Origin of the sequence: Escherichia coli (assembly GCF_036503815.1) — a bacterium.
GTDB lineage: Bacteria > Pseudomonadota > Gammaproteobacteria > Enterobacterales > Enterobacteriaceae > Escherichia > Escherichia coli_F.
Map to the genome: position 1 here is coordinate 423,563 of NZ_AP027764.1, position 22,985 is coordinate 446,547.

The 22,985-nt window shown below is 52.6% G+C and carries 23 protein-coding genes; 18 read left to right on the plus strand and 5 right to left on the minus strand.

Translation table 11 applies throughout. The features are described from left to right. Positions 1-61 precede the first annotated feature (61 nt). The 4 genes from hslO to igaA all read right to left on the minus strand — a co-directional run bounded on the left by hslO (position 62) and on the right by igaA (position 4,245). Positions 62-940, minus strand: coding sequence for an Hsp33 family molecular chaperone HslO (gene hslO, locus AABJ99_RS01905; RefSeq protein ID WP_024218688.1), 879 nt, complete (start codon positions 938-940; stop codon positions 62-64). A gap of 24 nt (positions 941-964) precedes the next feature. Continuing rightward, the gene (hslR, locus tag AABJ99_RS01910; RefSeq protein WP_000660487.1) at positions 965-1,366 is read right to left on the minus strand and encodes a ribosome-associated heat shock protein Hsp15; all 402 of its coding nucleotides are present in this window, start codon (positions 1,364-1,366) and stop codon (positions 965-967) included. 10 nt (positions 1,367-1,376) lie between these two features. Continuing rightward, positions 1,377-2,045, minus strand: a complete 669-nt coding sequence (yrfG, locus tag AABJ99_RS01915; protein ID WP_001353628.1) for a GMP/IMP nucleotidase — start codon at positions 2,043-2,045, stop codon at positions 1,377-1,379. A gap of 64 nt (positions 2,046-2,109) precedes the next feature. Beyond that, positions 2,110-4,245, minus strand: a complete 2,136-nt coding sequence (gene igaA, locus AABJ99_RS01920) for an intracellular growth attenuator protein IgaA (RefSeq protein ID WP_039020611.1) — start codon at positions 4,243-4,245, stop codon at positions 2,110-2,112. Positions 4,246-4,564: 319 nt separating this feature from the next. Here igaA and nudE point away from each other — a divergent pair, with 319 nt between their 5' ends. Beyond that, complete coding sequence (nudE, locus tag AABJ99_RS01925; RefSeq protein ID WP_000045742.1) at positions 4,565-5,125, plus strand: ADP compounds hydrolase NudE; 561 nt, start codon at positions 4,565-4,567, stop codon at positions 5,123-5,125. A gap of 168 nt (positions 5,126-5,293) precedes the next feature. Here nudE and mrcA read toward each other — a convergent pair whose 3' ends face one another. After that, positions 5,294-7,846 carry a peptidoglycan glycosyltransferase/peptidoglycan DD-transpeptidase MrcA gene (gene mrcA / locus AABJ99_RS01930; protein ID WP_105277457.1) on the minus strand — a complete coding sequence of 851 codons (2,553 nt, stop codon included), beginning with the start codon at positions 7,844-7,846 and terminating at the stop codon, positions 5,294-5,296. A gap of 119 nt (positions 7,847-7,965) precedes the next feature. On the opposite strand from mrcA, the gene hofM reads away from it, so the two are divergent. The 17 genes from hofM (at position 7,966) to php (ending at position 22,976) form a co-directional block, all read left to right on the plus strand. Next, positions 7,966-8,745, plus strand: a complete 780-nt coding sequence (gene hofM / locus AABJ99_RS01935; protein WP_001354999.1) for a DNA utilization protein HofM — start codon at positions 7,966-7,968, stop codon at positions 8,743-8,745. Next, positions 8,745-9,284, plus strand: coding sequence for a DNA utilization protein HofN (gene hofN / locus AABJ99_RS01940; RefSeq protein ID WP_039020609.1), 540 nt, complete (start codon positions 8,745-8,747; stop codon positions 9,282-9,284). The genes hofM and hofN overlap by 1 nt, the downstream gene beginning before the upstream one ends. Then, complete coding sequence (gene hofO, locus AABJ99_RS01945; protein ID WP_039020608.1) at positions 9,268-9,708, plus strand: DNA utilization protein HofO; 441 nt, start codon at positions 9,268-9,270, stop codon at positions 9,706-9,708. The genes hofN and hofO overlap by 17 nt, the downstream gene beginning before the upstream one ends. Further along, the gene (gene hofP / locus AABJ99_RS01950) at positions 9,698-10,102 is read left to right on the plus strand and encodes a DNA utilization protein HofP (RefSeq protein ID WP_001264137.1); all 405 of its coding nucleotides are present in this window, start codon (positions 9,698-9,700) and stop codon (positions 10,100-10,102) included. The genes hofO and hofP overlap by 11 nt, the downstream gene beginning before the upstream one ends. Then, entirely contained in the window at positions 10,014-11,252 is a 1,239-nt protein-coding gene (gene hofQ, locus AABJ99_RS01955) for a DNA uptake porin HofQ (protein WP_072039595.1), read from the plus strand. The genes hofP and hofQ overlap by 89 nt, the downstream gene beginning before the upstream one ends. A gap of 400 nt (positions 11,253-11,652) precedes the next feature. Next, positions 11,653-12,174, plus strand: a complete 522-nt coding sequence (gene aroK, locus AABJ99_RS01960) for a shikimate kinase AroK (protein ID WP_000818618.1) — start codon at positions 11,653-11,655, stop codon at positions 12,172-12,174. A 56-nt stretch (positions 12,175-12,230) separates the two neighbouring features. Further along, the gene (gene aroB / locus AABJ99_RS01965) at positions 12,231-13,319 is read left to right on the plus strand and encodes a 3-dehydroquinate synthase (RefSeq protein ID WP_000439850.1); all 1,089 of its coding nucleotides are present in this window, start codon (positions 12,231-12,233) and stop codon (positions 13,317-13,319) included. Positions 13,320-13,410: 91 nt separating this feature from the next. Continuing rightward, positions 13,411-14,688, plus strand: a complete 1,278-nt coding sequence (damX, locus tag AABJ99_RS01970; protein ID WP_000343231.1) for a cell division protein DamX — start codon at positions 13,411-13,413, stop codon at positions 14,686-14,688. A 106-nt stretch (positions 14,689-14,794) separates the two neighbouring features. Next, positions 14,795-15,631, plus strand: a complete 837-nt coding sequence (gene dam, locus AABJ99_RS01975; protein WP_000742143.1) for an adenine-specific DNA-methyltransferase — start codon at positions 14,795-14,797, stop codon at positions 15,629-15,631. A 17-nt stretch (positions 15,632-15,648) separates the two neighbouring features. Further along, on the plus strand, positions 15,649-16,326 hold the full coding sequence (gene rpe / locus AABJ99_RS01980) for a ribulose-phosphate 3-epimerase (protein WP_000816280.1): 678 nt from the start codon (positions 15,649-15,651) through the stop codon (positions 16,324-16,326). After that, positions 16,319-17,077: a phosphoglycolate phosphatase gene (gene gph, locus AABJ99_RS01985; RefSeq protein ID WP_001031720.1), complete on the plus strand. Its 759-nt coding sequence runs from the start codon at positions 16,319-16,321 to the stop codon at positions 17,075-17,077. Before rpe ends, gph begins: the two co-directional genes overlap by 8 nt. After that, the gene (gene trpS / locus AABJ99_RS01990; RefSeq protein WP_000165543.1) at positions 17,070-18,074 is read left to right on the plus strand and encodes a tryptophan--tRNA ligase; all 1,005 of its coding nucleotides are present in this window, start codon (positions 17,070-17,072) and stop codon (positions 18,072-18,074) included. The genes gph and trpS overlap by 8 nt, the downstream gene beginning before the upstream one ends. Before the next feature lie 269 nt (positions 18,075-18,343). Then, complete coding sequence (gene yhfZ / locus AABJ99_RS01995; RefSeq protein ID WP_039020606.1) at positions 18,344-19,249, plus strand: GntR family transcriptional regulator YhfZ; 906 nt, start codon at positions 18,344-18,346, stop codon at positions 19,247-19,249. A gap of 16 nt (positions 19,250-19,265) precedes the next feature. After that, on the plus strand, positions 19,266-19,628 hold the full coding sequence (gene yhfY / locus AABJ99_RS02000; protein WP_002432776.1) for a hypothetical protein: 363 nt from the start codon (positions 19,266-19,268) through the stop codon (positions 19,626-19,628). Between the two features lie 83 nt (positions 19,629-19,711). Then, the gene (gene yhfX / locus AABJ99_RS02005) at positions 19,712-20,875 is read left to right on the plus strand and encodes a YhfX family PLP-dependent enzyme (RefSeq protein ID WP_039020605.1); all 1,164 of its coding nucleotides are present in this window, start codon (positions 19,712-19,714) and stop codon (positions 20,873-20,875) included. Beyond that, on the plus strand, positions 20,875-22,101 hold the full coding sequence (yhfW, locus tag AABJ99_RS02010) for a phosphopentomutase (RefSeq protein WP_039020604.1): 1,227 nt from the start codon (positions 20,875-20,877) through the stop codon (positions 22,099-22,101). The genes yhfX and yhfW overlap by 1 nt, the downstream gene beginning before the upstream one ends. Continuing rightward, on the plus strand, positions 22,098-22,976 hold the full coding sequence (gene php, locus AABJ99_RS02015; RefSeq protein ID WP_039020603.1) for a phosphotriesterase-related protein: 879 nt from the start codon (positions 22,098-22,100) through the stop codon (positions 22,974-22,976). Before yhfW ends, php begins: the two co-directional genes overlap by 4 nt. Positions 22,977-22,985: the final 9 nt, after the last annotated feature.

Consider the following 22,985-nt stretch of genomic DNA (forward strand, 5'->3'; position numbering starts at 1 on the left):
GCAGCGCATCAGGCCATTACGTCGTAAAATCCGGCAGAGCACTCTCTGCCGGACATACTCATTAATGAACTTGCGGATCTGCCGGAGACGCGTTGTTGCGGATTTCAGCAATATCCATCGCATTGAACAGATAGTGGTTACCGCAGTAATCACAATGCATGTCAATTTCGCCTTCTTCCGCCAGAATGCTATCCACTTCTTCATCCGGCAGTGTTTTTAGCGCGTCGGCGCAACGTTCACGCGAGCAGGTGCATTTGAATTCAACATCCTGCGGATCATAAACCGTCACTTCTTCTTCGTGATACAAACGCCACAACACTTCGTTTGCCGGTAAGGTCAGCAGTTCTTCGGTTTTGATGGTTTCGGTTAGCGTTGCCAGGTGGTCAAAGTCGTCCTGCTGGGCATTTTGCGCAGGCATTACCTGCAACAACATACCGCCTGCAGCCGGTTTGCCGTCTACGTCGCCGGTGCGAATAAACAGGCGCGTCGGCAGCTGTTCAGAACGCATAAAGTAATCTTCCAGGCAGGCCGCCAGGGTATCACCTTCCAGACCAACCACGCCCTGATAGCGTTCGCCTTCGCTCGGAGTAATGGTGATCACTACGTAACCATTGCCGACCAGCGTTTTCAGGTCGGCATTTTCTGGAATTTCGCCCTGCACGCGCGCCACACCGCGCATCTGCTGTTTGTTGTTTCCGTTGATGACCGCCAGACTCATCGGGCCGTCGCCTTGCAGCTGTACGGTGATATCACCATCAAATTTTAGCGTAGCGGTTAACAGGCTGGTCGCAACCAGCAGTTCTGCCAGCACGTTTTTAACGGGCTGCGGATAATCGTGATTCTCAAGGATCTGTTGCAGGGTTTCCGAAACGGTTACCAGTTCGCCGCGAACGGCAAAGTTTTCAAACAGATAGCGATGTAATTGGTCATGTTGCGGCATAATCATCTCTCTTGCAGGTGACAGTTATTCACTGTCGCCGTGTTTAAATCGTAACAGGTCGCGGCGCTCTTTTTTGTCCGGGCGTCGGTCCGGGTGCGGCATGGTTAAGGCATTAAGTTTACGTGCCAGCGCCATTTTTTCGCGTTTCTCTACACTTTCTGCAGTCTCTTCATACAGCAAGACTGCCTCGCTGGCGGGGCGACGCTGTTCAGTAATCGCCTTTACAATCACCGTTCGTTCGTCATTTCCCTGGCGCAGAGTGAGCGTGGCATTCAGCTCGACGATTTTGCTTGGCTTGCTGCGCTGCCCGTTGTAGTGCACCTTACCGCCTTCGATCATTTCGCGGGCCAGCGCGCGGGTTTTATAAAAACGGGCGGCCCATAGCCATTTATCCAGTCGAACCTCAACAGCAGGTTTTTCTTTCATGGCGTCTCCTTCACATTAGCGAGGGGATCAGGCGGCGGTAGTCATTCAGTGACGGATGGTGCTGATACTGTTTCTCGGCAATCCCGGAGTCAGGATTAGTCACGCCGAGGCAGTAACGAATACCAAATTGTGCGGCAGCATCGAGAATCGCTTCGCTGTCATCAATAAACAGCGTTCTTTCAGCTTTCAGACCCGTAGCTTCGGCCACCGCATGCCATAACCGCTGATCCTCTTTCGGATAACCAAATGTGTGGGTGGAAAGTAATAAATCAAGGTGTGCGTCCAGACCGGTATGCTCAAGTTTTACCGCCAGGTTATGCGGATGAGCATTAGTGAGCAAAATTCGTTGCTTACCACTGGCTTTCAGTGCCTCAAGAAACGGAATGGTATCTTCACGCAGTACGGCACGCGGTCCCATCTCGGTGGTCATCGCACAGATATCCAGACCCAGTTGCTCACTCCAGTAATCAAGACAGTACCAGTTTAGCGTATGCTGCACGTCGTGATATTGCTGGCGCATATAGTCCATCGCTTCCTGTGGTGTGACCCCGTTTTTCGCCCCCCATGTTTCAGGCACCAGCTTTTGCCAGAAATAGTTATCGAAGGCGAGGTCGAGCAACGTGCCGTCCATATCCAGCAGAACGGTATCTACGTCCTGCCAGGCAATGTTGATATGCATGAGGGAAATCTCCAGAGTGAAGCAATTTGCGCGACAGGGTAGCATAACCTGCCGCGCAAACGTGTTATTCAATAAGGCTTTCTGAAGGCGTGATCAGTTGCGGATTCAGGCAGCTTTCATAATAGGCCTGAATCTCCATCATGCGAGTGCGATGACGCTGGTAACGACGCCATGCCTGTACGCCATTATAGATAGTGCTGCCCAGCATCGTCAGTAGCAGCAGTGTGGTGCTGAGATAGCGCCACAGGCCGGAACGATCCGGGATCGGATGAAGGCCTATATGCTGCGTACCATTGGCGTCGGTGAAGATTTTTGTGACGATGCCTTCGGCGTTAAACGGCGTATGCATTAACATTTGCGCCAGTTTCTGGAAAGCGTTCCACTGTTCTTGCGGCGGGTAGTCGTAAAGTGATGCCGAAGGCCAGGGCTGATCAACAAAATCGCTGCCTTCGTCGCTGACAATCAGGAATCCGCCGGGGGCCGGACTGTTTAGTGATTGTGCCGCTCGCGCCGTTTCATGCGTGATAAACGGCGCGGTGGAAGTTGCCACCAGGTTATCCAGCGATTCCGCACTCACCGGGCGTAATAACACATTCACGCCATCGAGTTTCCCGGCGTTGGCGCGTTTTACCAGCGCGTCCCAGTCTTTACTGTTGCCGAGATTGACCAGCGCATTTTTCAGTCGCACACAGTCATCTTTGGCAGAACAAAGATCCGCTGTCTTCAGTACGATATCGCCAAAATCATCAAGCAATACCATGCCGGATTTTTGAATTGCTGAACGTAATGAGGCGCTGACGCGAGATTCATCTTCCGGTTTAGGGTGCAGCTGGCGATTAACTGCTTCGGTCAATGCCGTCGCTTTGTTGACCAGTTCAGATTCTGGTAATGGCAATGAGCGGGCGTCATTCCATATGATCTGCGAGCAGTCAAACGGTAAAAAAGGTGAGTTGGTTTTCGCGCTCCAGGTACCGGAAGTGCGAATATTACACATTCCCGTACCGCTAATACGCAATGTATCGCCAACCCGCACGCCAGCGTCAGCCAGTTGTTTCACGCTGGTGGCTTCAATGGTCTGCGCTCCTTTCATCCACGAGAGGGTGAATTTCAGCGGCATATCCAGCGGGATCCAGAATAACAGCATAAACAGCACCAGTAGCGAGCCCGCAGCGATAATCGTACTGCGCAGCCAGTGCTGTAACGGAAAGTTTTTTACTTCATCATGCAGCGAAAGATATCGCCCTTGACGCACTACGTGGCGGTCGAGATAGATATCGATATCGGTTTGTTGGCCGAGATCCTGAGCAATGTAGGGCTGCCAGTGTGCGGGATAGACCAGGTCGATAATACCGAGTGAAATATTGTTGATCTGCTCCTGATCGTTTTCGCCAAACAATCCCCAACGACGCGGTGTACCGCGCAGACAATGAATTTCCCGCAGGGAGGATTTTGCCGGGGGCGCGAATAGCCCCCACAGTCCTGCGCCCAGCAGCAGTAACGCGCCGCCTGCCAGCCACGGAACAAATACATCCGGGGTAATCAGGCAGAAAAAGAACATCAGGAAGGAGGCGACAATCAGCAACGCTTCGCGCAGCCCGCGCGGACGACTTAGCGCATACTCTTCGTGCGTTTCTTTGCGAATATTGAGTAGCTCGATTTGCTCACTCTCTTCCCCGCGAATAGACGCCTGTGTTGACGGAACAGGTTGCAAGGCATAGCCGCGAGTTTCCTGCATGTACTCCTGCAGCGTATGACCGTTGAGTGAAATAACCAGCGGCAGCGAATCGGTATGAATCAGTTCAACGGTATTCTCATCGTTGATGTACTGCTCCCAGAAAGGGGGCAGGTGGACTTCTACCGAATCGAGGTAGTAACGCCATTTATTCGGATCGTCGGTAGAGATGCCGTAACGCGTGATAGCGTGTGTCAGCATCATGACGTTGTTGCTTTCGGCATTCAGCGCCAGAGAGATCGGGGCCGCACTCGCTCCCGTTGGGCCAGGCACTTGTAACACCTGTGTCAGGCTCTCAAGATAATTTTCAACGGCGCTACGTTCTTCAGGTGTGAGTTTGCGCGTTTGCGCGTCTGCGAAAGCGTTGGTCCAGGGCAGTTGACGCCGTCTGGATCGCACTTTTATCAGCCATCCCGCAAGTAGTGAGCAGGCCAGCAAAGCAGCTAAAAAAATCACAATGGTGCTCATGCTTTCCCCATCTTACTTAGTCTGTCAGGCGTGGTCAGTCGCACCGGACACAATACATGATTCTGCGGTTGGCTATCGGCAAGCGTGGAGTTTAACTTGAGCATCATTAAGCACATCACAGTAACCGCTGATCATAGCAAACCCTCTGAAGGCGGAATATCAGCAAATTCCTGGAGTTATTTCAACCTATTGACTTTTAATTTGATTTGAGGATGATTATTTAATAAGTTACATAAATGTAAATAACATGCAATTCACATTGCCGAAAGCGTGTCCGATATCGCACAATAACCGCTGATTTCACAGCATAGATCCCACGATGAGCAAATCATTACAAAAACCCACCATTCTGAATGTTGAAACTGTAGCCCGTTCACGACTGTTTACCGTCGAAAGCGTGGATCTGGAGTTCAGCAATGGCGTGCGGCGTGTTTATGAACGAATGCGTCCAACCAACCGGGAAGCGGTGATGATTGTGCCGATTGTGGACGATCACCTGATCCTGATCCGCGAATACGCAGTGGGAACGGAATCCTACGAATTAGGTTTTTCGAAAGGATTAATTGATCCGGGTGAAAGCGTCTACGAAGCCGCTAACCGCGAGCTAAAAGAAGAGGTTGGATTTGGTGCGAACGATCTGACTTTTTTGAAGAAGCTCAGCATGGCACCGTCTTACTTTTCCAGCAAAATGAATATCGTGGTAGCGCAAGATCTCTACCCGGAATCGCTGGAAGGCGATGAGCCAGAGCCGCTACCACAGGTGCGCTGGCCGCTGGCGCATATGATGGATTTGCTGGAAGATCCTGACTTCAACGAAGCACGTAATGTCAGCGCACTGTTCCTCGTGCGCGAGTGGTTGAAGGAGCAGGGGCGAGTGTAAATGCGTGAAGTTTGCCTGATGCACAATGCTTATCAGGCCTGCGCGGCTCCTGCAATATATTGATTTTTCTCGATATTTTCAGACGGATAACGTGTTCACGCCGTATCCGGTATAAATAAAGTGACACTTTGTCAGCAAACAGAAAAAGGCGCCGAAGCGCCTTTTTAATCAGAACAATTCCTGTGCCTCGCCATTATCGATAATGGTCGTTCCCACCTCGTGCACCGCCTGTTGTGTCGGCTGTGTACCTTCGATGAAATACTCTTCGCGGCTGTTGCCACCATTAGCTAACTGCCCGGTGCTGCGATCGATATTCACCGTCACAATACCCGGCGGCGGCGTCAGTGGCTGTTCCGGCACGCCTTCAAGAACGGCTTTCATATAAGCGTCCCATGCAGGCTGGGCACTCTTGGCACCGCCTTCGTAACCTGAGATCTGATCTTTAATCGCTCCGGAAGCCGTTGTATGACCGAGATTACGGCGGTGATCATCAAAGCCAATCCAGACCGAGGTCACAACGCCCGGACCGTAACCCGAAAACCACGCATCTTTCGAACTGTTAGTGGTACCGGTTTTCCCGCCGATATCGCGACGCTGCAAATCACGACCTGCACGCCAGCCGGTACCCTGCCAGCCTGGCTCACCAAAGATATTGGTGTTCAAAGCACTCTTAATCAGGAATGCCAGCGGAGTGTTGATGACGTGCGGTGCGTACTCCTGCGCGCCAGTCTTCGCGACTAACGCCTGATTCGCCTGCTCCAGCTGCGGCATTGGTACAGAAACATTCTGCTGCTCGCGGGAGATAGCGACATCTTCAACATCGTTATTTTCCAGCACGTTCGATTTCTGCGTATCACCGTAAATCACCGGAATATCGCATTCCGGGCAGGCTACTTTCGGTTTCGCTTCGAAAATCACGCCGCCCTGATCGTTTTCAATTTTGCTGATAAACCACGGGTCCACCAGGAAGCCGCCGTTCGCCATTACCGCGTAGCCGCGCGCCACCTGCATTGGGGTGAAGGACGCTGAACCCAGCGCCAGCGATTCGGTGTGGACAATGTTTTGCGCCGGGAAGCCGAAGCGTTGCAGATATTCTGCAGCGTAGTCGACGCCCATCGCCCGCATTGCGCGTACCATCACCACGTTTTTCGACTGGCCCAGTCCCTGACGTAAGCGAATTGGACCGGCATACTGTGGTGGTGAGTTCTTCGGCTGCCAGTCAGAACCGGCACCTGCATCCCAGCGGGAAATTGGCACATCGTTCAACATACTTGCCAGCGTCAGACCTTTATCCATCGCCGCGGTGTAGAGGAACGGTTTGATGTTGGAACCTACCTGACGCAGTGCCTGGGTGGCGCGGTTAAACTTGCTCTGATTGAAATCAAAGCCACCGACCAGCGCCATAACGGCACCGTTTTGCGGATTGATCGACACCAGCGCCGAGTTCACTTCCGGCACTTGTGCCAGCCACCATGCATCGCCAACCTGACGAACCCAGATTTGCTGACCCGTTTGCAGAACATCGGTCACTTTACGCGGCGTCGGTCCCTGCTGAGTATCCGAACGGTAAGGACGCGCCCAGCGAACGCCTTCCATACTCAATGCGACGGTCGACCCGTCCGCCAGCATCGCCGTCGCTTCCTGAGGATTGGCGCTGGTGACTGCGGCAGGCAGCAGCGGACCATAGGTCGGCAGCGCCTTCAGCGTATCGGTAATCTTGTTGTTATCCCACGCCGATTCGCCCACTCTCCACAGCACATTTGCCGGGCCGCGATAGCCGTGGCGCATGTCGTAGTCCAGCACGTTATTACGTACTGCCTGCTGTGCGGCCTGCTGTACTTTGCGGGTGATGGTGGTGTAAATGCGATAACCGTCTTCATAGGCACTTTCGCCATAACGGTTATACATCTCCTGGCGCACCATTTCGCTCAGGTACGGCGCAGAGAAAGCAATCTCCGGCGCGTGATAGTTAGCGTTAATCGCCTCAGTGCGTGTCTGATCGAACTGTTGTTGGGTGATATACCCTTCATCCAGCATCCGCGACAGTACGACGTTACGCCGCGCGACGGCACGATCCATTGAGTAGAGCGGATTAAAGGTGGAAGGCGCTTTCGGCAGCCCGGCTATCACCGCCATTTCGTTCAGCGTCAGTTGGTCGACCGTTTTACCGAAATAGACTTGTGCCGCAGCACCGACACCATAGGCGCGGTAACCGAGGTAAATCTTGTTCAGATAAAGCTCGAGGATCTCGTCTTTCGTCAGCAACTGTTCAATGCGAATCGCGAGGAAGACTTCCTTAATCTTACGCATCAGCGTGCGTTCTGGACTGAGGAAGAAGTTTCTCGCCAGCTGCTGGGTAATGGTACTCGCCCCTTGTGACGCGTGGCCGGAGAACAGCGCCACACTTGCCGCACGGAAGATCCCCACCGGGTCAACGCCGTGATGCTCGTAGAAGCGGCTGTCTTCCGTCGCGATAAAGGCTTTCACCATCTCCGGCGGGATTTGATCCAACGTAACCGGAATACGACGTTTCTCACCGTATTGAGCAATCAGCTCGCCATCGGCGCTGTAAATCTGCATCGGAATTTGCAGGCGAACATCTTTTAATGTCGCCACATCCGGCAGTTGTGGCTCGATGTAGCGGTATAGGCCATAAATCGAGCCTGCTCCCAGCAGAATGCAACAGACTGCAAGGATCAAAAAATACTTTACGAACTTCACTGGAAATTTCCCATTTAGTTTCATTTGGGCAGTTTATAAACAAACGCGCGGTAGTATAAAGGCAAGCCAGACGCATTGATATACCCGTCAGAGTGACGGGTGATAAGGAGATCATCACGATGGCATTTAAGATCTGGCAAATTGGTTTGCATTTACAACAGCAAGAAGCGGTGGCGGTTGCGATCGTGCGGGGCGCAAAAGAATGCTTTTTGCAACGCTGGTGGCGGTTGCCGCTGGCGAACGACATAATCAAAGATGGGCGGATTGTCGATGCACAGCGGCTGGCTAAAACGTTGTTACCGTGGAGTCGCGAACTGCCGCAGCGTCATCACATTATGTTGGCGTTTCCCGCCAGTCGCACATTACAGCGGTCATTTCCGCGCCCGTCGATGTCCCTTGGTGAGCGGGAGCAAACGGCCTGGCTGTCCGGGACGATGGCCCGCGAGCTGGATATGGATCCGGACTCCCTGCGCTTCGATTACAGCGAAGACTCACTCAGTCCCGCCTATAACGTGACTGCCGCGCAAAGCAAAGAGCTGGCAACGCTGCTTACTCTGGCAGAAAGGTTGCGTGTTCATGTTAGTGCGATCACCCCGGATGCCAGTGCATTACAGCGATTCCTGCCTTTTTTACCTTCTCATCAGCAATGTCTGGCCTGGCGTGATAACGAACAGTGGCTGTGGGCGACGCGCTATAGCTGGGGGCGCAAACTGGCGGTGGGGATGACTAGCGCGAAGGAGCTGGCGGCAGCGTTATCCGTTGATCCCGAAAGCGTCGCGCTATGTGGCGAAGGCGGATTTGACCCCTGGGAGGCGGTTTCTGTTCGTCAGCCGCCGCTACCGCCGCCAGGTGGAGACTTTGCCATCGCGCTGGGGCTGGCGCTAGGGAAGGCGTACTGATGAACCCGCCAATTAATTTTTTGCCCTGGCGACAGCAACGCCGGACCGCTTTTCTTCGTTTCTGGTTGCTGATGTTCGTTGCGCCTCTGCTGCTGACCGTCGGGATAACGCTAATATTGCGTCTGACAAGCAACGCCGAAGCTCGCGTAGATGCCGTTTTGCTTCAGGCGGAACAACAACTCGCCCACAGCTTACAAATAACGAAACCACGTTTGCTGGAGCGCCAACAAATTCGTGAGCAGCGTTTGCAAAGGCAGCGCCAGCGACAATTTACCCGTGACTGGCAATCTGCGCTGGAAGCACTGGCGGCGCTTTTACCCGAGCACGCCTGGCTGACAACGATAAGCTGGCAGCAGGGAACGCTGGAGATCAAGGGGCTAACAACAAGCATTACCGCGTTAAACGCGCTGGAAACGTCACTCCGCCAGGATGCTTCTTTTCATCTCAATCAGCGGGGGGCCACGCAGCAGGATGCGCAGGGACGCTGGCAATTTGAGTATCAGTTAACAAGGAAGGTTAGCGATGGACATGCTCTTTGACTGGTGGTTCGCCACATCACCCCGCCTCCGCCAGCTTTGCTGGGCATTCTGGTTGATGATGTTAGTTACGCTCATTTTTCTGTCATCGACACACCAGGAAGAGAGCGACGCATTAATTCGACTACGGGCAAGTCATTACCAGCAGTGGGCCGCACTGTATCGCCTGGTAAACACCACTCCCTTCAGCGAGGAAAAAACGCAGCCCTTTTCGCCACTGGATTTTCAGTTATCCGACGCGCAACTGGTTTACTGGCATCCATCCGCGCAGGGAGGTGAGTTGGCGTTGAAAACGCTGTGGGAAGCAGTGCCGTCGGCATTTACACGGCTGGCAGAGCGCAACGTCAGCGTGAGCCGTTTTTCGTTAAGCGTGGAAGGTGATGACCTTTTGTTCACGCTACAACTGGAGACGCCGCATGAGGGTTAAACGCTGGTTGTTGGCAGGTATTGCATTGTGCCTTTTAACCGGTATGCGTGACCCTTTTAAACCGCCGGAAGATCTATGCCGGATTAGCGAACTTAGCCAGTGGCGCTATCAGGGGATGGTAGGGCGAGGCGAGCGCATCATCGGTGTAATAAAAGATGGGCAAAAAAAATGGCGACGGGTGCAGCAAAACGATGTGCTGGAAAACGGCTGGACGATCTTACAGCTAACACCAGACGCACTAACGCTGGGAACCGGGACAAACTGCGAACCGCCACACTGGTTGTGGCAACGGCAAGGAGATACAAATGAAGCAATGGATAGCCGCACTACTGTTGATGCTGATACCCGGCGTACAGGCGGCAAAGCCGCAAAAAGTGACGCTGATGGTGGATGACGTTCCGGTAGCTCAGGTGTTGCAGGCGCTGGCTGAACAGGAGAAGTTGAACCTGGTGGTGTCGCCAGACGTCAGCGGTACGGTGTCGTTACATCTAACAGATGTTCCCTGGAAGCAAGCACTACAAACTGTAGTGAAAAGCGCCGGACTGATAACGCGTCAGGAGGGCAACATTCTCTCGGTGCATTCCGTTGCCTGGCAGAATGACAATATCGCCCGTCAGGAGGCGGAGCAGGCGCGGGCGCAGGCAAATCTGCCGCTGGAAAATCGCAGTATAACCCTGCAATACGCCGACGCGGGAGAACTGGCGAAAGCGGGGGAGAAGCTACTGAGTGCCAAAGGGAGTATGACCGTCGATAAACGCACCAATCGCCTTTTGCTGCGAGATAACAAAGCGGCGTTAAGCGCGCTTGAACAGTGGGTAGCGCAAATGGATCTGCCGGTCGGGCAGGTTGAGCTGTCGGCGCATATTGTCACCATTAATGAAAAAAGTTTGCGTGAGTTAGGCGTGAAATGGACGTTGGCTGATGCGCAACAAGCTGGTGGCGTTGGGCAAGTCACCACGCTTGACAGCGACCTCTCCGTAGCGACGGCGACAACGCATGTCGGTTTTAACATTGGACGCATCAACGGACGTTTACTGGATCTTGAGCTTTCCGCGCTCGAACAAAAACAGCAGCTGGATATTATCGCCAGTCCGCGTCTGCTGGCCTCACATCTTCAGCCTGCCAGCATTAAACAGGGGAGCGAAATTCCATATCAGGTTTCCAGCGGGGAAAGTGGCGCGACGTCGGTGGAATTTAAAGAGGCCGTCCTGGGGATGGAAGTTACGCCCACGGTGTTACAAAAAGGTCGCATCCGGCTGAAATTACACATCAGCCAGAACGTTCCGGGGCAGGTGCTACAGCAGGCCGATGGCGAAGTGCTGGCGATTGATAAGCAGGAGATCGAAACGCAGGTCGAGGTCAAAAGCGGAGAAACGTTGGCGCTGGGTGGCATTTTTACCCGTAAAAATAAATCGGGTCAGGATAGCGTACCGTTGCTTGGCGACATTCCCTGGTTCGGGCAATTATTTCGTCATGACGGAAAAGAAGATGAACGACGCGAGTTAGTGGTGTTTATCACGCCACGACTGGTTTCCAGTGAGTAAACAGCCGTAAAAGCGGTAATGTTTTTACGCTGAACGTGTTTCATCTATTTGACGCGCGCAGGTATTTAGCATACAAGGAGTACCGATTTGAGAGTTGGTGCTCTTCGCTGCCTGCGTTCCATGATGATGATTTATCATTCAGGCGGCATTTTGTTGTCTTTTTTACGCTAATCTTACCCGGTGATTTATCGCCAGAGCGGTGGTAGCAAGGCAGCGCGCTTGCAGCGACCAGATATGCAGAGGGATGGGTGATTTATTCAGTTGCCAAACCCGCTGGAGTATTGAGATAATTTTCAGTCTGACTCTCGCAATATCTTATGAGGTTTCAGTTCATGTCCTGCGGCGCTCTCTGAGCGAAGCGGGTTTATCATTAACGAATAGTCTTAGTAGTACCGAAAAAATGGCAGAGAAACGCAATATCTTTCTGGTTGGGCCTATGGGTGCCGGAAAAAGCACTATTGGGCGCCAGTTAGCTCAACAACTCAATATGGAATTTTACGATTCCGATCAAGAGATTGAGAAACGAACCGGAGCTGATGTGGGCTGGGTTTTCGATTTAGAAGGCGAAGAAGGCTTCCGCGATCGCGAAGAAAAGGTCATCAATGAGTTGACCGAGAAACAGGGTATTGTGCTGGCTACTGGCGGCGGCTCTGTGAAATCCCGCGAAACGCGTAACCGTCTTTCCGCTCGTGGCGTTGTCGTTTATCTTGAAACGACCATCGAAAAGCAACTTGCACGCACGCAGCGTGATAAAAAACGCCCGTTGCTGCACGTTGAAACACCGCCGCGTGAAGTTCTGGAAGCGTTGGCCAATGAACGCAATCCGCTGTATGAAGAGATTGCCGACGTGACCATTCGTACTGATGATCAAAGCGCTAAAGTGGTCGCAAACCAGATTATTCACATGCTGGAAAGCAACTAATTCTGGCTTTATATACACTCGTCTGCGGGTACAGTAATTAAGGTGGATGTCGCGTTATGGAGAGGATTGTCGTTACTCTCGGGGAACGTAGTTACCCAATTACCATCGCATCTGGTTTGTTTAATGAACCAGCTTCATTCTTACCGCTGAAATCGGGCGAGCAGGTTATGTTGGTCACCAACGAAACCCTGGCTCCTCTGTATCTCGATAAGGTCCGCGGCGTACTTGAACAGGCGGGTGTTAACGTCGATAGCGTTATCCTCCCTGACGGCGAGCAGTATAAAAGCCTGGCTGTACTCGATACCGTCTTTACGGCATTGTTACAAAAGCCTCATGGTCGCGATACTACGCTGGTGGCGCTTGGCGGCGGCGTAGTGGGCGATCTGACCGGCTTCGCGGCGGCGAGTTATCAGCGTGGTGTACGTTTCATTCAAGTCCCGACGACGTTACTGTCGCAGGTCGATTCCTCCGTTGGCGGCAAAACCGCGGTCAACCATCCCCTCGGTAAAAACATGATTGGCGCGTTCTACCAGCCTGCTTCAGTGGTGGTGGATCTCGACTGTCTGAAAACGCTTCCCCCGCGTGAGTTAGCGTCGGGGCTGGCAGAAGTCATCAAATACGGCATTATTCTTGACGGTGCGTTTTTCAACTGGCTGGAAGAGAATCTGGATGCGTTGTTGCGTCTGGACGGTCCGGCAATGGCGTACTGTATTCGCCGTTGTTGTGAACTGAAGGCAGAAGTTGTCGCTGCCGACGAGCGCGAAACCGGGTTACGTGCTTTACTGAATCTGGGACACACCTTTGGTCATGCCATTGAAGCTGAAATGGGGTATGGCAATTGGTTACATGGTGAAGCGGTTGCTGCGGGTATGGTGATGGCGGCGCGGACGTCGGAACGTCTCGGGCAGTTCAGTTCTGCCGAAACGCAGCGTATTATAACCCTGCTCACGCGGGCTGGGTTACCGGTCAATGGGCCGCGCGAAATGTCCGCGCAGGCGTATTTACCGCATATGCTGCGTGACAAGAAAGTCCTTGCGGGAGAGATGCGCTTAATTCTTCCGTTGGCAATTGGTAAGAGTGAAGTTCGCAGCGGCGTTTCGCACGAGCTTGTTCTTAACGCCATTGCCGATTGTCAATCAGCGTAACAACAAGAAAGGTCAGGCCGCTTATCAAGCGGTCTATTAGCTTCAGGTTAATTGCAACGTGGTAAGCATTAACCTTTTAGTGGGGTGTTAAATGGATGAATTCAAACCAGAAGACGAGCTGAAACCCGATCCCAGCGATCGTCGTACTGGTCGTTCTCGTCAATCTTCTGAGCGTACTGAACGTGGCGAACCGCAGATCAATTTTGATGATATTGAACTTGATGACACTGACGATCGCCGTCCGACTCGTGCGCAAAAAGAGCGCAATGAGGAACCGGAAATCGAAGAAGAAATTGACGAATCCGAAGATGAAACCGTGGATGAAGAGCGCGTAGAGCGTCGTCCGCGTAAGCGCAAAAAAGCAGCCAGTAAACCCGCTTCTCGTCAGTATATGATGATGGGCGTCGGCATTCTGGTTCTCCTGCTGTTGATCATCGGTATCGGTTCTGCGCTAAAAGCCCCCTCGACCTCTTCCAGCGATCAAACCGCGTCTGGCGAGAAGAGTATTGATCTTGCTGGCAATGCGACCGATCAGGCGAATGGCGTGCAGCCAGCGCCGGGAACCACGTCTGCGGAAAATACTCAGCAGGATGTTTCTCTGCCGCCGATCTCTTCTACGCCGACTCAAGGGCAAACCCCGGCGGCAACGGATGGTCAACAACGTGTTGAAGTGCAGGGTGACCTGAACAATGCGCTGACCCAGCCACAAAATCAGCAACAGTTGAATAATGTGGCGGTCAATTCCACGTTGCCGACTGAACCCGCGACGGTCGCGCCTGTTCGCAATGGCAATGCATCGCGTGACACGGCGAAAACGCAAACCGCTGAACGTCCGGCCACTACGCGTCCAGCTCGCCAGCAGGCGGTGATTGAACCGAAAAAACCGCAAGCAACCGTGAAAACGGAACCGAAGCCGGTAGCACAGACGCCGAAGCGTACTGAACCAGCTGCTCCTGTGGCGAGCACGAAGGCACCGGCTGCGACCTCTACGCCAGCACCAAAAGAGACCGCAACTACGGCTCCAGTACAGACGGCATCCCCGGCGCAAACCACGGCAACACCAGCCGCTGGAGGGAAGACCGCAGGTAATGTTGGTTCGTTGAAATCGGCACCGTCCAGCCATTACACTCTGCAGCTGAGCAGTTCCTCTAACTACGACAACCTGAACGGTTGGGCGAAGAAAGAGAATCTGAAAAACTACGTTGTCTATGAAACGACGCGTAATGGTCAGCCGTGGTATGTCCTGGTTTCTGGCGTGTACGCTTCGAAAGAAGAGGCGAAAAAAGCGGTATCTACATTGCCAGCAGATGTCCAGGCCAAAAACCCGTGGGCGAAACCGCTGCGTCAGGTACAGGCCGATCTGAAGTAATCAAGGTTATCTCCCGCAATGGTTTATCATCGCGGGAGTTGCCTGAAGCGCTGGATGCTGTCGGAGCTTTCTCCACAGCCGGAGAAGGTGTAATTAGTTAGTCAGCATGAAGAAAAATCGCGCTTTTTTGAAGTGGGCAGGGGGCAAGTATCCCCTGCTTGATGATATTAAACGGCATTTGCCCAAGGGCGAATGTCTGGTTGAGCCTTTTGTAGGTGCCGGGTCGGTGTTTCTCAACACCGACTTTTCTCGTTATATCCTTGCCGATATCAATAGCGACCTGATCAGTCTCTATAACATTGTGAAGATGCGTACTGATGAGTACGTACAGGCCGCACGCGAGCTGTTTGTTCCCGAAACAAATTGCGCCGAGGTTTACTATCAGTTCCGCGAAGAGTTCAACAAAAGCCAGGATCCGTTCCGTCGGGCGGTACTGTTTTTATATTTGAACCGCTACGGTTACAACGGCCTGTGTCGTTACAATCTGCGCGGTGAGTTTAACGTGCCGTTTGGCCGCTACAAAAAACCCTATTTCCCGGAAGCAGAGTTGTATCACTTCGCTGAAAAAGCGCAGAATGCCTTTTTCTATTGTGAGTCTTACGCCGATAGCATGGCGCGCGCAGATGATGCATCCGTCGTCTATTGCGATCCGCCTTATGCGCCGCTGTCTGCGACCGCCAACTTTACGGCGTATCACACAAACAGTTTTACGCTTGAACAACAAGCGCATCTGGCGGAGATCGCCGAAGGTCTGGTTGAGCGCCATATTCCAGTGCTGATCTCCAATCACGATACGATGTTAACGCGTGAGTGGTATCAGCGCGCAAAATTGCATGTCGTCAAAGTTCGACGCAGTATAAGCAGCAACGGCGGCACACGTAAAAAGGTGGACGAACTGCTGGCTTTGTACAAACCAGGAGTCGTTTCACCCGCGAAAAAATAATTCTCAAGGAGAAGCGGATGAAACAGTATTTGATTGCCCCCTCAATTCTGTCGGCTGATTTTGCCCGCCTGGGTGAAGATACCGCAAAAGCCCTGGCAGCTGGCGCTGATGTCGTGCATTTTGACGTCATGGATAACCACTATGTTCCCAATCTGACGATTGGGCCGATGGTGCTGAAATCTCTGCGTAATTATGGCATTACTGCCCCTATTGATGTGCATCTGATGGTGAAACCGGTCGATCGCATTGTGCCAGATTTCGCTGCCGCTGGTGCCAGCATCATAACTTTTCATCCAGAAGCCTCCGAGCATGTTGACCGCACGCTGCAACTGATTAAAGAAAATGGCTGTAAAGCGGGGCTGGTATTTAACCCGGCGACACCGCTGAGCTATCTGGATTACGTGATGGATAAGCTGGATGTGATCCTACTGATGTCCGTCAACCCTGGTTTCGGCGGTCAGTCTTTCATTCCTCAAACACTGGATAAACTGCGCGAAGTACGTCGTCGTATCGACGAGTCTGGCTTCGACATTCGACTGGAAGTGGACGGCGGCGTGAAGGTGAACAACATTGGCGAAATCGCTGCGGCAGGTGCCGATATGTTCGTCGCTGGTTCGGCCATTTTCGATCAGCCAGACTACAAAAAGGTCATTGATGAAATGCGCAGTGAACTGGCAAAGGTAAGTCATGAATAAGTTTGAAGATATTCGCGGCGTCGCTTTTGATCTCGATGGTACGCTGGTCGACAGTGCTCCTGGTCTGGCTGCTGCGGTAGATATGGCGCTGTATGCGCTGGAGTTGCCCGTCGCAGGTGAAGAGCGTGTTATTACCTGGATTGGTAATGGCGCAGATGTTCTGATGGAGCGTGCATTGACCTGGGCGCGTCAGGAACGTGCGACTCTGCGTAAAACAATGGGTAAACCGCCCGTTGATGACGACATTCCGGCAGAAGAACAGGTACGTATTCTGCGTAAACTGTTTGATCGCTACTATGGCGAGGTTGCCGAAGAGGGGACGTTTTTGTTCCCGCACGTTGCCGATACGCTGGGCGCATTGCAGGCAAAAGGCCTGCCGCTAGGTCTGGTCACCAACAAACCGACGCCGTTCGTCGCGCCACTGCTCGAAGCCTTAGATATCGCAAAATACTTTAGCGTGGTCATTGGCGGCGATGATGTGCAAAACAAAAAACCGCATCCGGACCCACTGTTACTGGTGGCTGAGCGGATGGGCATTGCCCCACAACAGATGCTGTTTGTTGGCGACTCACGCAATGATATTCAGGCAGCAAAAGCGGCAGGTTGCCCTTCTGTTGGTTTAACCTATGGATATAACTACGGCGAGGCTATCGATCTTAGCCAGCCTGATGTAATTTATCAGTCTATCAATGACCTTCTGCCCGCACTAGGGCTTCCGCATAGCGAAAATCAGGAATCGAAAAATGACTAAGCCCATCGTTTTTAGTGGCGCACAGCCCTCAGGTGAATTGACCATTGGTAACTACATGGGTGCGCTGCGTCAGTGGGTAAACATGCAGGATGACTACCATTGCATTTACTGTATCGTTGACCAACACGCGATCACCGTGCGCCAGGATGCACAGAAGCTGCGTAAAGCGACGCTGGATACGCTGGCCTTGTATCTGGCTTGTGGTATCGATCCTGAGAAAAGCACCATTTTTGTTCAGTCCCACGTGCCGGAACATGCGCAGTTAGGCTGGGCACTGAACTGCTATACCTACTTCGGCGAACTGAGCCGTATGACCCAGTTTAAAGATAAATCTGCGCGTTATGCCGAGAACATCAACGCGGGTCTGTTTGACTATCCGGTGCTGATGGCGGCGGATATCCTACTGTATCAAACCAACCTGGTGCCGGTGGGTGAAGACCAGAAACAGCACCTGGAACTGAGCCGCGATATCGCCCAGCGTTTCAACGCGCTGTATGGCGATATTTTTAAAGTACCGGAGCCGTTTATTCCGAAATCTGGCGCGCGCGTAATGTCTCTGCTGGAGCCGACCAAGAAGATGTCCAAGTCTGACGATAACCGCAATAACGTTATCGGCCTGCTGGAAGATCCGAAATCGGTAGTTAAGAAAATCAAACGCGCGGTCACTGACTCCGACGAGCCGCCGGTAGTTCGTTACGACGTGCAGAATAAAGCGGGCGTTTCCAACCTGCTGGATATCCTTTCTGCGGTAACTGGCCAGAGCATCCCGGAACTGGAAAAACAGTTCGAAGGCAAGATGTATGGTCATCTGAAAGGCGAAGTGGCTGATGCCGTTTCTGGTATGCTGACTGAATTGCAGGAACGTTATCACCGTTTCCGCAACGACGAAGCCTTCCTGCAACAGGTGATGAAAGACGGCGCAGAAAAAGCCAGCGCACACGCTTCCCGTACGCTAAAAGCGGTGTACGAAGCGATTGGATTTGTGGCGAAGCCGTAATATCAAAACGCTCGGACAGTCCCCTCGCCCCTTTGGGGAGAGGGTTAGGGTGAGGGGAGCAGGCAAGCGCCAGTGCGAATTACCCTCTGCTCGCATTGTCGAATAAATCAATTCGTCATCACTCTGAAACCGGGGAAACCCGGTTTTTTATCCTCCTATTTGCAATAATCCGAAAAAATGTGAAGCGCCTCGCCGTTTCCACATCTCGCTGTTGCGCCTTATCTTCGAATTCCTGAATATATAAATATTCAATTTAATGAAAATTTACTATGCGTCGAACGTTTATCAAAAAAGAAGGCGTCGTCATCACGACACTGGCCCGTTATTTGTTGGGTGAAAAATGCGGTAATCGACTGAAAACCATAGATGAACTGGCAACTGAATGCCATTCATCCGTTGGCCTGACGCAGGCCGCGTTGAAAACGCTGGAATCAAGCGGTGCGATACGAATTGAACGCCGCGGGCGCAATGGCAGTTATCTGGTGGAAATGGATAACAAAGCACTGCTGAGTCATGTGGATATCAACAACGTTGTGTGTGCCATGCCTTTGCCCTATACCCGCTTGTACGAAGGTTTAGCAAGCGGGCTGAAAGCCCAGTTTGATGGCATTCCTTTTTACTATGCGCATATGCGCGGCGCGGATATTCGCGTGGAGTGTCTGCTTAATGGCGTGTATGACATGGCGGTGGTTTCCCGACTGGCGGCGGAAAGTTATCTCACACAAAAAGGCTTATGCCTCGCGCTGGAGTTGGGGCCGCATACCTACGTTGGTGAGCATCAGTTGATTTGCCGTAAAGGGGAGTCTGCAAAGGTGAAACGCGTGGGGCTGGATAACCGTTCGGCGGATCAGAAAATTATGACCGATGTCTTTTTTGGCAGTAGCGATGTAGAACGTGTCGATCTCTCATATCACGAGAGTTTACAACGCATTGTTAAAGGCGATGTCGATGCGGTGATCTGGAACGTGGTAGCGGAGAGCGAACTGGCCATGCTGGGATTAGAAGCGATGCCACTGACGAACGATCCGCGATTTTTACAGGCTACTGAAGCCGTGATACTAACGCGTGCCGATGATTACCCAATGCAACAACTACTACGTACGGTTGTAGATAAACACGTCCTGCTTGCTCATCAACAGCGAGTAGTCAGTGGGGAACAGGAACCCAGTTATTAAACGAAAGGCATCTGAAATGGAAACCAGACTCAACCTGCTTTGTGAGGCAGGCGTTATTGATAAGGACATCTGCAAAGGCATGATGCAGGTCGTCAACGTACTGGAAACAGAGTGTCATCTACCGGTACGCAGCGAGCAAGGAATGATGGCGATGACACATATGGCGAGCGCACTGATGCGCAGTCGCCGTGGTGAAGAAATAGAGCCGCTGGATAACGAATTGCTGGCAGAGCTGGCGCAATCCAGCCACTGGTCAGCCATTTTACAATTGCATCAGGTGTTGTTGAAGGAATTCGCACTGGAAGTTAACCCGTGTGAAGAAGGCTATTTGCTGGCCAACCTTTATGGATTATGGATGGCTGCTAACGAAGAGGTTTGAGGCTCCCGACAAATCCATGTCGCACAACCTAAATATTCAAAAAAATGAATATTTAATTCAAGGAACAGAAACGAGGCAACAAGATGTTTGTAGAAGCATTGAAACGCCAGAACCCGGCACTGATTTCCTCCGCACTAAGATTGTGGCAACAGGGCAAGATCGCCCCGGACAGTTGGGTAATCGACGTGGATCAGATACTGGAAAACGGTAAGCGGCTGATTGAGACGGCGCGGCTTTACGGTATTGAACTGTATCTGATGACCAAACAGTTCGGTCGTAATCCGTGGCTGGCAGAAAAACTGCTGGCGCTGGGCTACAGCGGCATTGTGGCGGTGGATTACAAAGAGGCACGAATCATGCGCCGCGCCGGTTTGCCGGTGGCGCATCAGGGGCATCTGGTACAAATCCCTTGTCATCAGGTTTCTGAAGCTGTTGAACAGGGCACCGACGTCATCACCGTGTTTACCCTCGATAAAGCGCGGGAAGTTTCTGCGGCAGCGGTGACGGCCGGGCGGGTCCAGCCTGTGCTGCTCAAAGTTTATAGCGACGATGATTTTCTTTATCCGGGGCAGGAGAGCGGTTTTGCACAGCATTCGCTGCATGAGGTGGTTGCTGAAATCCAGAAACTACCGGGGTTACATTTAGCCGGATTAACCCATTTCCCTTGCCTGCTATGGGATGAGGCTGCCGGGAAAGTTTTGCCAACACCGAACCTCCAGACGCTGGTCAATGCTCGTAACCAACTTCTGACGTCTGGAGTTGTACTTGAGCAATTAAACGCGCCTTCAGCGACCAGCTGCACTTCGCTGCCATTACTGGCGGAATACGGTGTGACTCATGCCGAACCCGGCCATGCACTGACGGGGACGATTCCGGCAAACCAGCAGGGCGACCAGCCTGAACGTATCGCCATGCTTTGGTTAAGTGAAATTTCCCATCACTTCCGTGGCGACAGTTATTGCTATGGCGGTGGCTATTACCGTCGTGGTCACGCGCAACATGCGCTGGTGTTTACGCCAGAAAATCAAAAGATTACTGAAACCAATATCAAAACTGTGGATGACAGCAGTATCGACTACACCCTGCCGCTGGCAGGCGAGTATCCGGTGAGCAGTGCAGTGGTGCTCTGTTTTCGCACGCAGATTTTTGTCACCCGTAGCGATGTGGTGCTGGTGTCCGGTATTCACCGTGGCGAACCGGAAATCGTTGGTCGTTATGACAGTCTTGGAAGCTCTCTGGAGGCGTAATGGCGCGATTTGTGGTGTTAGTGATTGATAGCTTTGGCGTAGGGGCAATGAAAGATGTCACGTTGGTGCGTCCGCAGGATGCCGGGGCGAATACCTGTGGTCACATCCTGAGCCAGTTGCCGCATTTGCAGCTACCAACGCTGGAGAACATGGGGCTAATCAACGCATTAGGTTATGCGCCAGGCGATATGCAGCCGTCAGACTCCGCAACCTGGGGCGTGGCAGAGTTGCAACATGAAGGTGGCGACACCTTTATGGGGCATCAGGAAATTTTAGGCACGCGCCCGTTACCGCCGCTGCGGATGCCCTTTCGCGATGTGATTGACCGTGTTGAGCAGGCATTAGTCACCGCTGGCTGGTGGGTTGAGCGCCGTGGCGAAGAGTTGCAATTTCTGTGGGTCAATCAGGCGGTTGCCATTGGCGATAACCTCGAGGCGGATTTAGGCCAGGTCTATAACATCACCGCCAATCTCTCTGCGATCTCTTTTGACGACGCAATCAAAATTGGTCGTATCGTGCGTGAGCAGGTCCAGGTCGGTCGGGTCATTACATTTGGCGGCCTGTTAACCGACAGCCAGCGCATTCTCGATGCGGCTGAAAGTAAAGAAGGGCGCTTTATTGGCATAAATGCGCCGCGTTCTGGCGCTTATGACAATGGCTTCCAGGTCGTACATATGGGCTACGGCGTCGATGAAAAAGTGCAGGTGCCGCACCAACTGCATCAAGTGGGCGTACCGACGGTGCTGGTGGGTAAGGTGGCAGATATCGTCAGCAATCCTTATGGCGTGAGCTGGCAAAATCTGGTGGATAGCCAGCAGATTATGGATATCACCCTCGACGAATTTAACACGCATCCGACGGCGTTTATTTGCACCAATATCCAGGAAACCGACCTCGCTGGTCACGCAGAAGACGTCGCACGTTATGCCGAACGTTTGCAGGTCGTTGACCGTAACCTTGCCCGGCTTGTTGAGGCGATGCAGCCAGATGATTACCTGGTCGTGATGGCGGATCACGGTAACGACCCGACTATTGGTCATAGCCACCATACCCGCGAAGTGGTGCCGGTGCTGGTTTATCAGCAAGGGCTGGCTGCCACGCAGCTCGGTGTGCGCCCCACGCTTTCTGATGTGGGGGCTACCGTGTGTGAATTTTTCCGTGCGCCACCGCCACAAAATGGTCGCTCTTTTCTTTCCTTCCTCCGGTTTGCAGGAGACACCCTATGAGTTTTGATCCAACGGGCTACACCCTGGCCCATGAGCATCTGCATATTGATCTCTCCGGCTTTAAAAACAACGTGGACTGCCGCCTTGATCAGTATGCGTTCATTTGCCAGGAGATGAACGACCTGATGGCCCAGGGCGTGCGTAATGTGATTGAGTTGACCAACCGTTATATGGGGCGCAATGCGCAATTTATGCTCGATGTAATGCGCGAAACCGGGATCAACGTGGTGGCCTGCACCGGTTATTACCAGGATGCGTTTTTCCCGCAACATGTGGCGACCCGCAGCGTGCAGGAACTGGCGCAGGAGATGGTCGATGAAATTGAACAGGGTATCGATGGCACGGAGCTGAAAGCCGGGATCATCGCGGAGATCGGCTCCAGCGAAGGAAAGATTACGCCGCTGGAAGAGAAGGTATTTATTGCCGCCGCGCTGGCACATAACCAGACCGGACGCCCGATCTCCACGCATACGTCGTTCAGCACGATGGGGCTGGAGCAATTGGCTCTGCTGCAAGCCCACGGAGTTGATCTTTCGCGCGTCACCGTTGGTCACTGCGATCTGAAAGACAACCTCGACAACATTTTGAAGATGATCGATCTCGGCGCGTATGTGCAGTTCGACACCATCGGCAAGAACAGTTACTACCCGGACGAAAAGCGCATTGCGATGCTCCACGCGCTACGTGACCGTGGTTTGCTGAACCGCGTCATGCTGTCGATGGATATTACGCGCCGCTCCCATTTAAAAGCCAACGGTGGTTATGGCTATGACTATTTATTAACCACCTTTATTCCGCAATTGCGCCAGTCAGGATTCAGTCAGGCCGATGTGGATGTGATGTTACGTGAAACTCCCTCTCAATTTTTCCAATAAGGACAGACT

Bases quoted from the DNA above. Each gene is read 5' to 3' on its own strand.
- hslO (WP_024218688.1), bottom strand. From the start codon at position 940: ATGCCGCAACATGACCAATTACATCGCTATCTGTTTGAAAACTTTGCC.
- hslR (WP_000660487.1), bottom strand. From the start codon at position 1,366: ATGAAAGAAAAACCTGCTGTTGAGGTTCGACTGGATAAATGGCTATGG.
- yrfG (WP_001353628.1), bottom strand. From the start codon at position 2,045: ATGCATATCAACATTGCCTGGCAGGACGTAGATACCGTTCTGCTGGAT.
- igaA (WP_039020611.1), bottom strand. From the start codon at position 4,245: ATGAGCACCATTGTGATTTTTTTAGCTGCTTTGCTGGCCTGCTCACTA.
- nudE (WP_000045742.1), top strand. From the start codon at position 4,565: ATGAGCAAATCATTACAAAAACCCACCATTCTGAATGTTGAAACTGTA.
- hofM (WP_001354999.1), top strand. From the start codon at position 7,966: ATGGCATTTAAGATCTGGCAAATTGGTTTGCATTTACAACAGCAAGAA.
- hofN (WP_039020609.1), top strand. From the start codon at position 8,745: ATGAACCCGCCAATTAATTTTTTGCCCTGGCGACAGCAACGCCGGACC.
- hofO (WP_039020608.1), top strand. From the start codon at position 9,268: ATGGACATGCTCTTTGACTGGTGGTTCGCCACATCACCCCGCCTCCGC.
- hofP (WP_001264137.1), top strand. From the start codon at position 9,698: ATGAGGGTTAAACGCTGGTTGTTGGCAGGTATTGCATTGTGCCTTTTA.
- hofQ (WP_072039595.1), top strand. From the start codon at position 10,014: ATGAAGCAATGGATAGCCGCACTACTGTTGATGCTGATACCCGGCGTA.
- aroK (WP_000818618.1), top strand. From the start codon at position 11,653: ATGGCAGAGAAACGCAATATCTTTCTGGTTGGGCCTATGGGTGCCGGA.
- aroB (WP_000439850.1), top strand. From the start codon at position 12,231: ATGGAGAGGATTGTCGTTACTCTCGGGGAACGTAGTTACCCAATTACC.
- damX (WP_000343231.1), top strand. From the start codon at position 13,411: ATGGATGAATTCAAACCAGAAGACGAGCTGAAACCCGATCCCAGCGAT.
- dam (WP_000742143.1), top strand. From the start codon at position 14,795: ATGAAGAAAAATCGCGCTTTTTTGAAGTGGGCAGGGGGCAAGTATCCC.
- rpe (WP_000816280.1), top strand. From the start codon at position 15,649: ATGAAACAGTATTTGATTGCCCCCTCAATTCTGTCGGCTGATTTTGCC.
- gph (WP_001031720.1), top strand. From the start codon at position 16,319: ATGAATAAGTTTGAAGATATTCGCGGCGTCGCTTTTGATCTCGATGGT.
- trpS (WP_000165543.1), top strand. From the start codon at position 17,070: ATGACTAAGCCCATCGTTTTTAGTGGCGCACAGCCCTCAGGTGAATTG.
- yhfZ (WP_039020606.1), top strand. From the start codon at position 18,344: ATGCGTCGAACGTTTATCAAAAAAGAAGGCGTCGTCATCACGACACTG.
- yhfY (WP_002432776.1), top strand. From the start codon at position 19,266: ATGGAAACCAGACTCAACCTGCTTTGTGAGGCAGGCGTTATTGATAAG.
- yhfX (WP_039020605.1), top strand. From the start codon at position 19,712: ATGTTTGTAGAAGCATTGAAACGCCAGAACCCGGCACTGATTTCCTCC.
- yhfW (WP_039020604.1), top strand. From the start codon at position 20,875: ATGGCGCGATTTGTGGTGTTAGTGATTGATAGCTTTGGCGTAGGGGCA.
- php (WP_039020603.1), top strand. From the start codon at position 22,098: ATGAGTTTTGATCCAACGGGCTACACCCTGGCCCATGAGCATCTGCAT.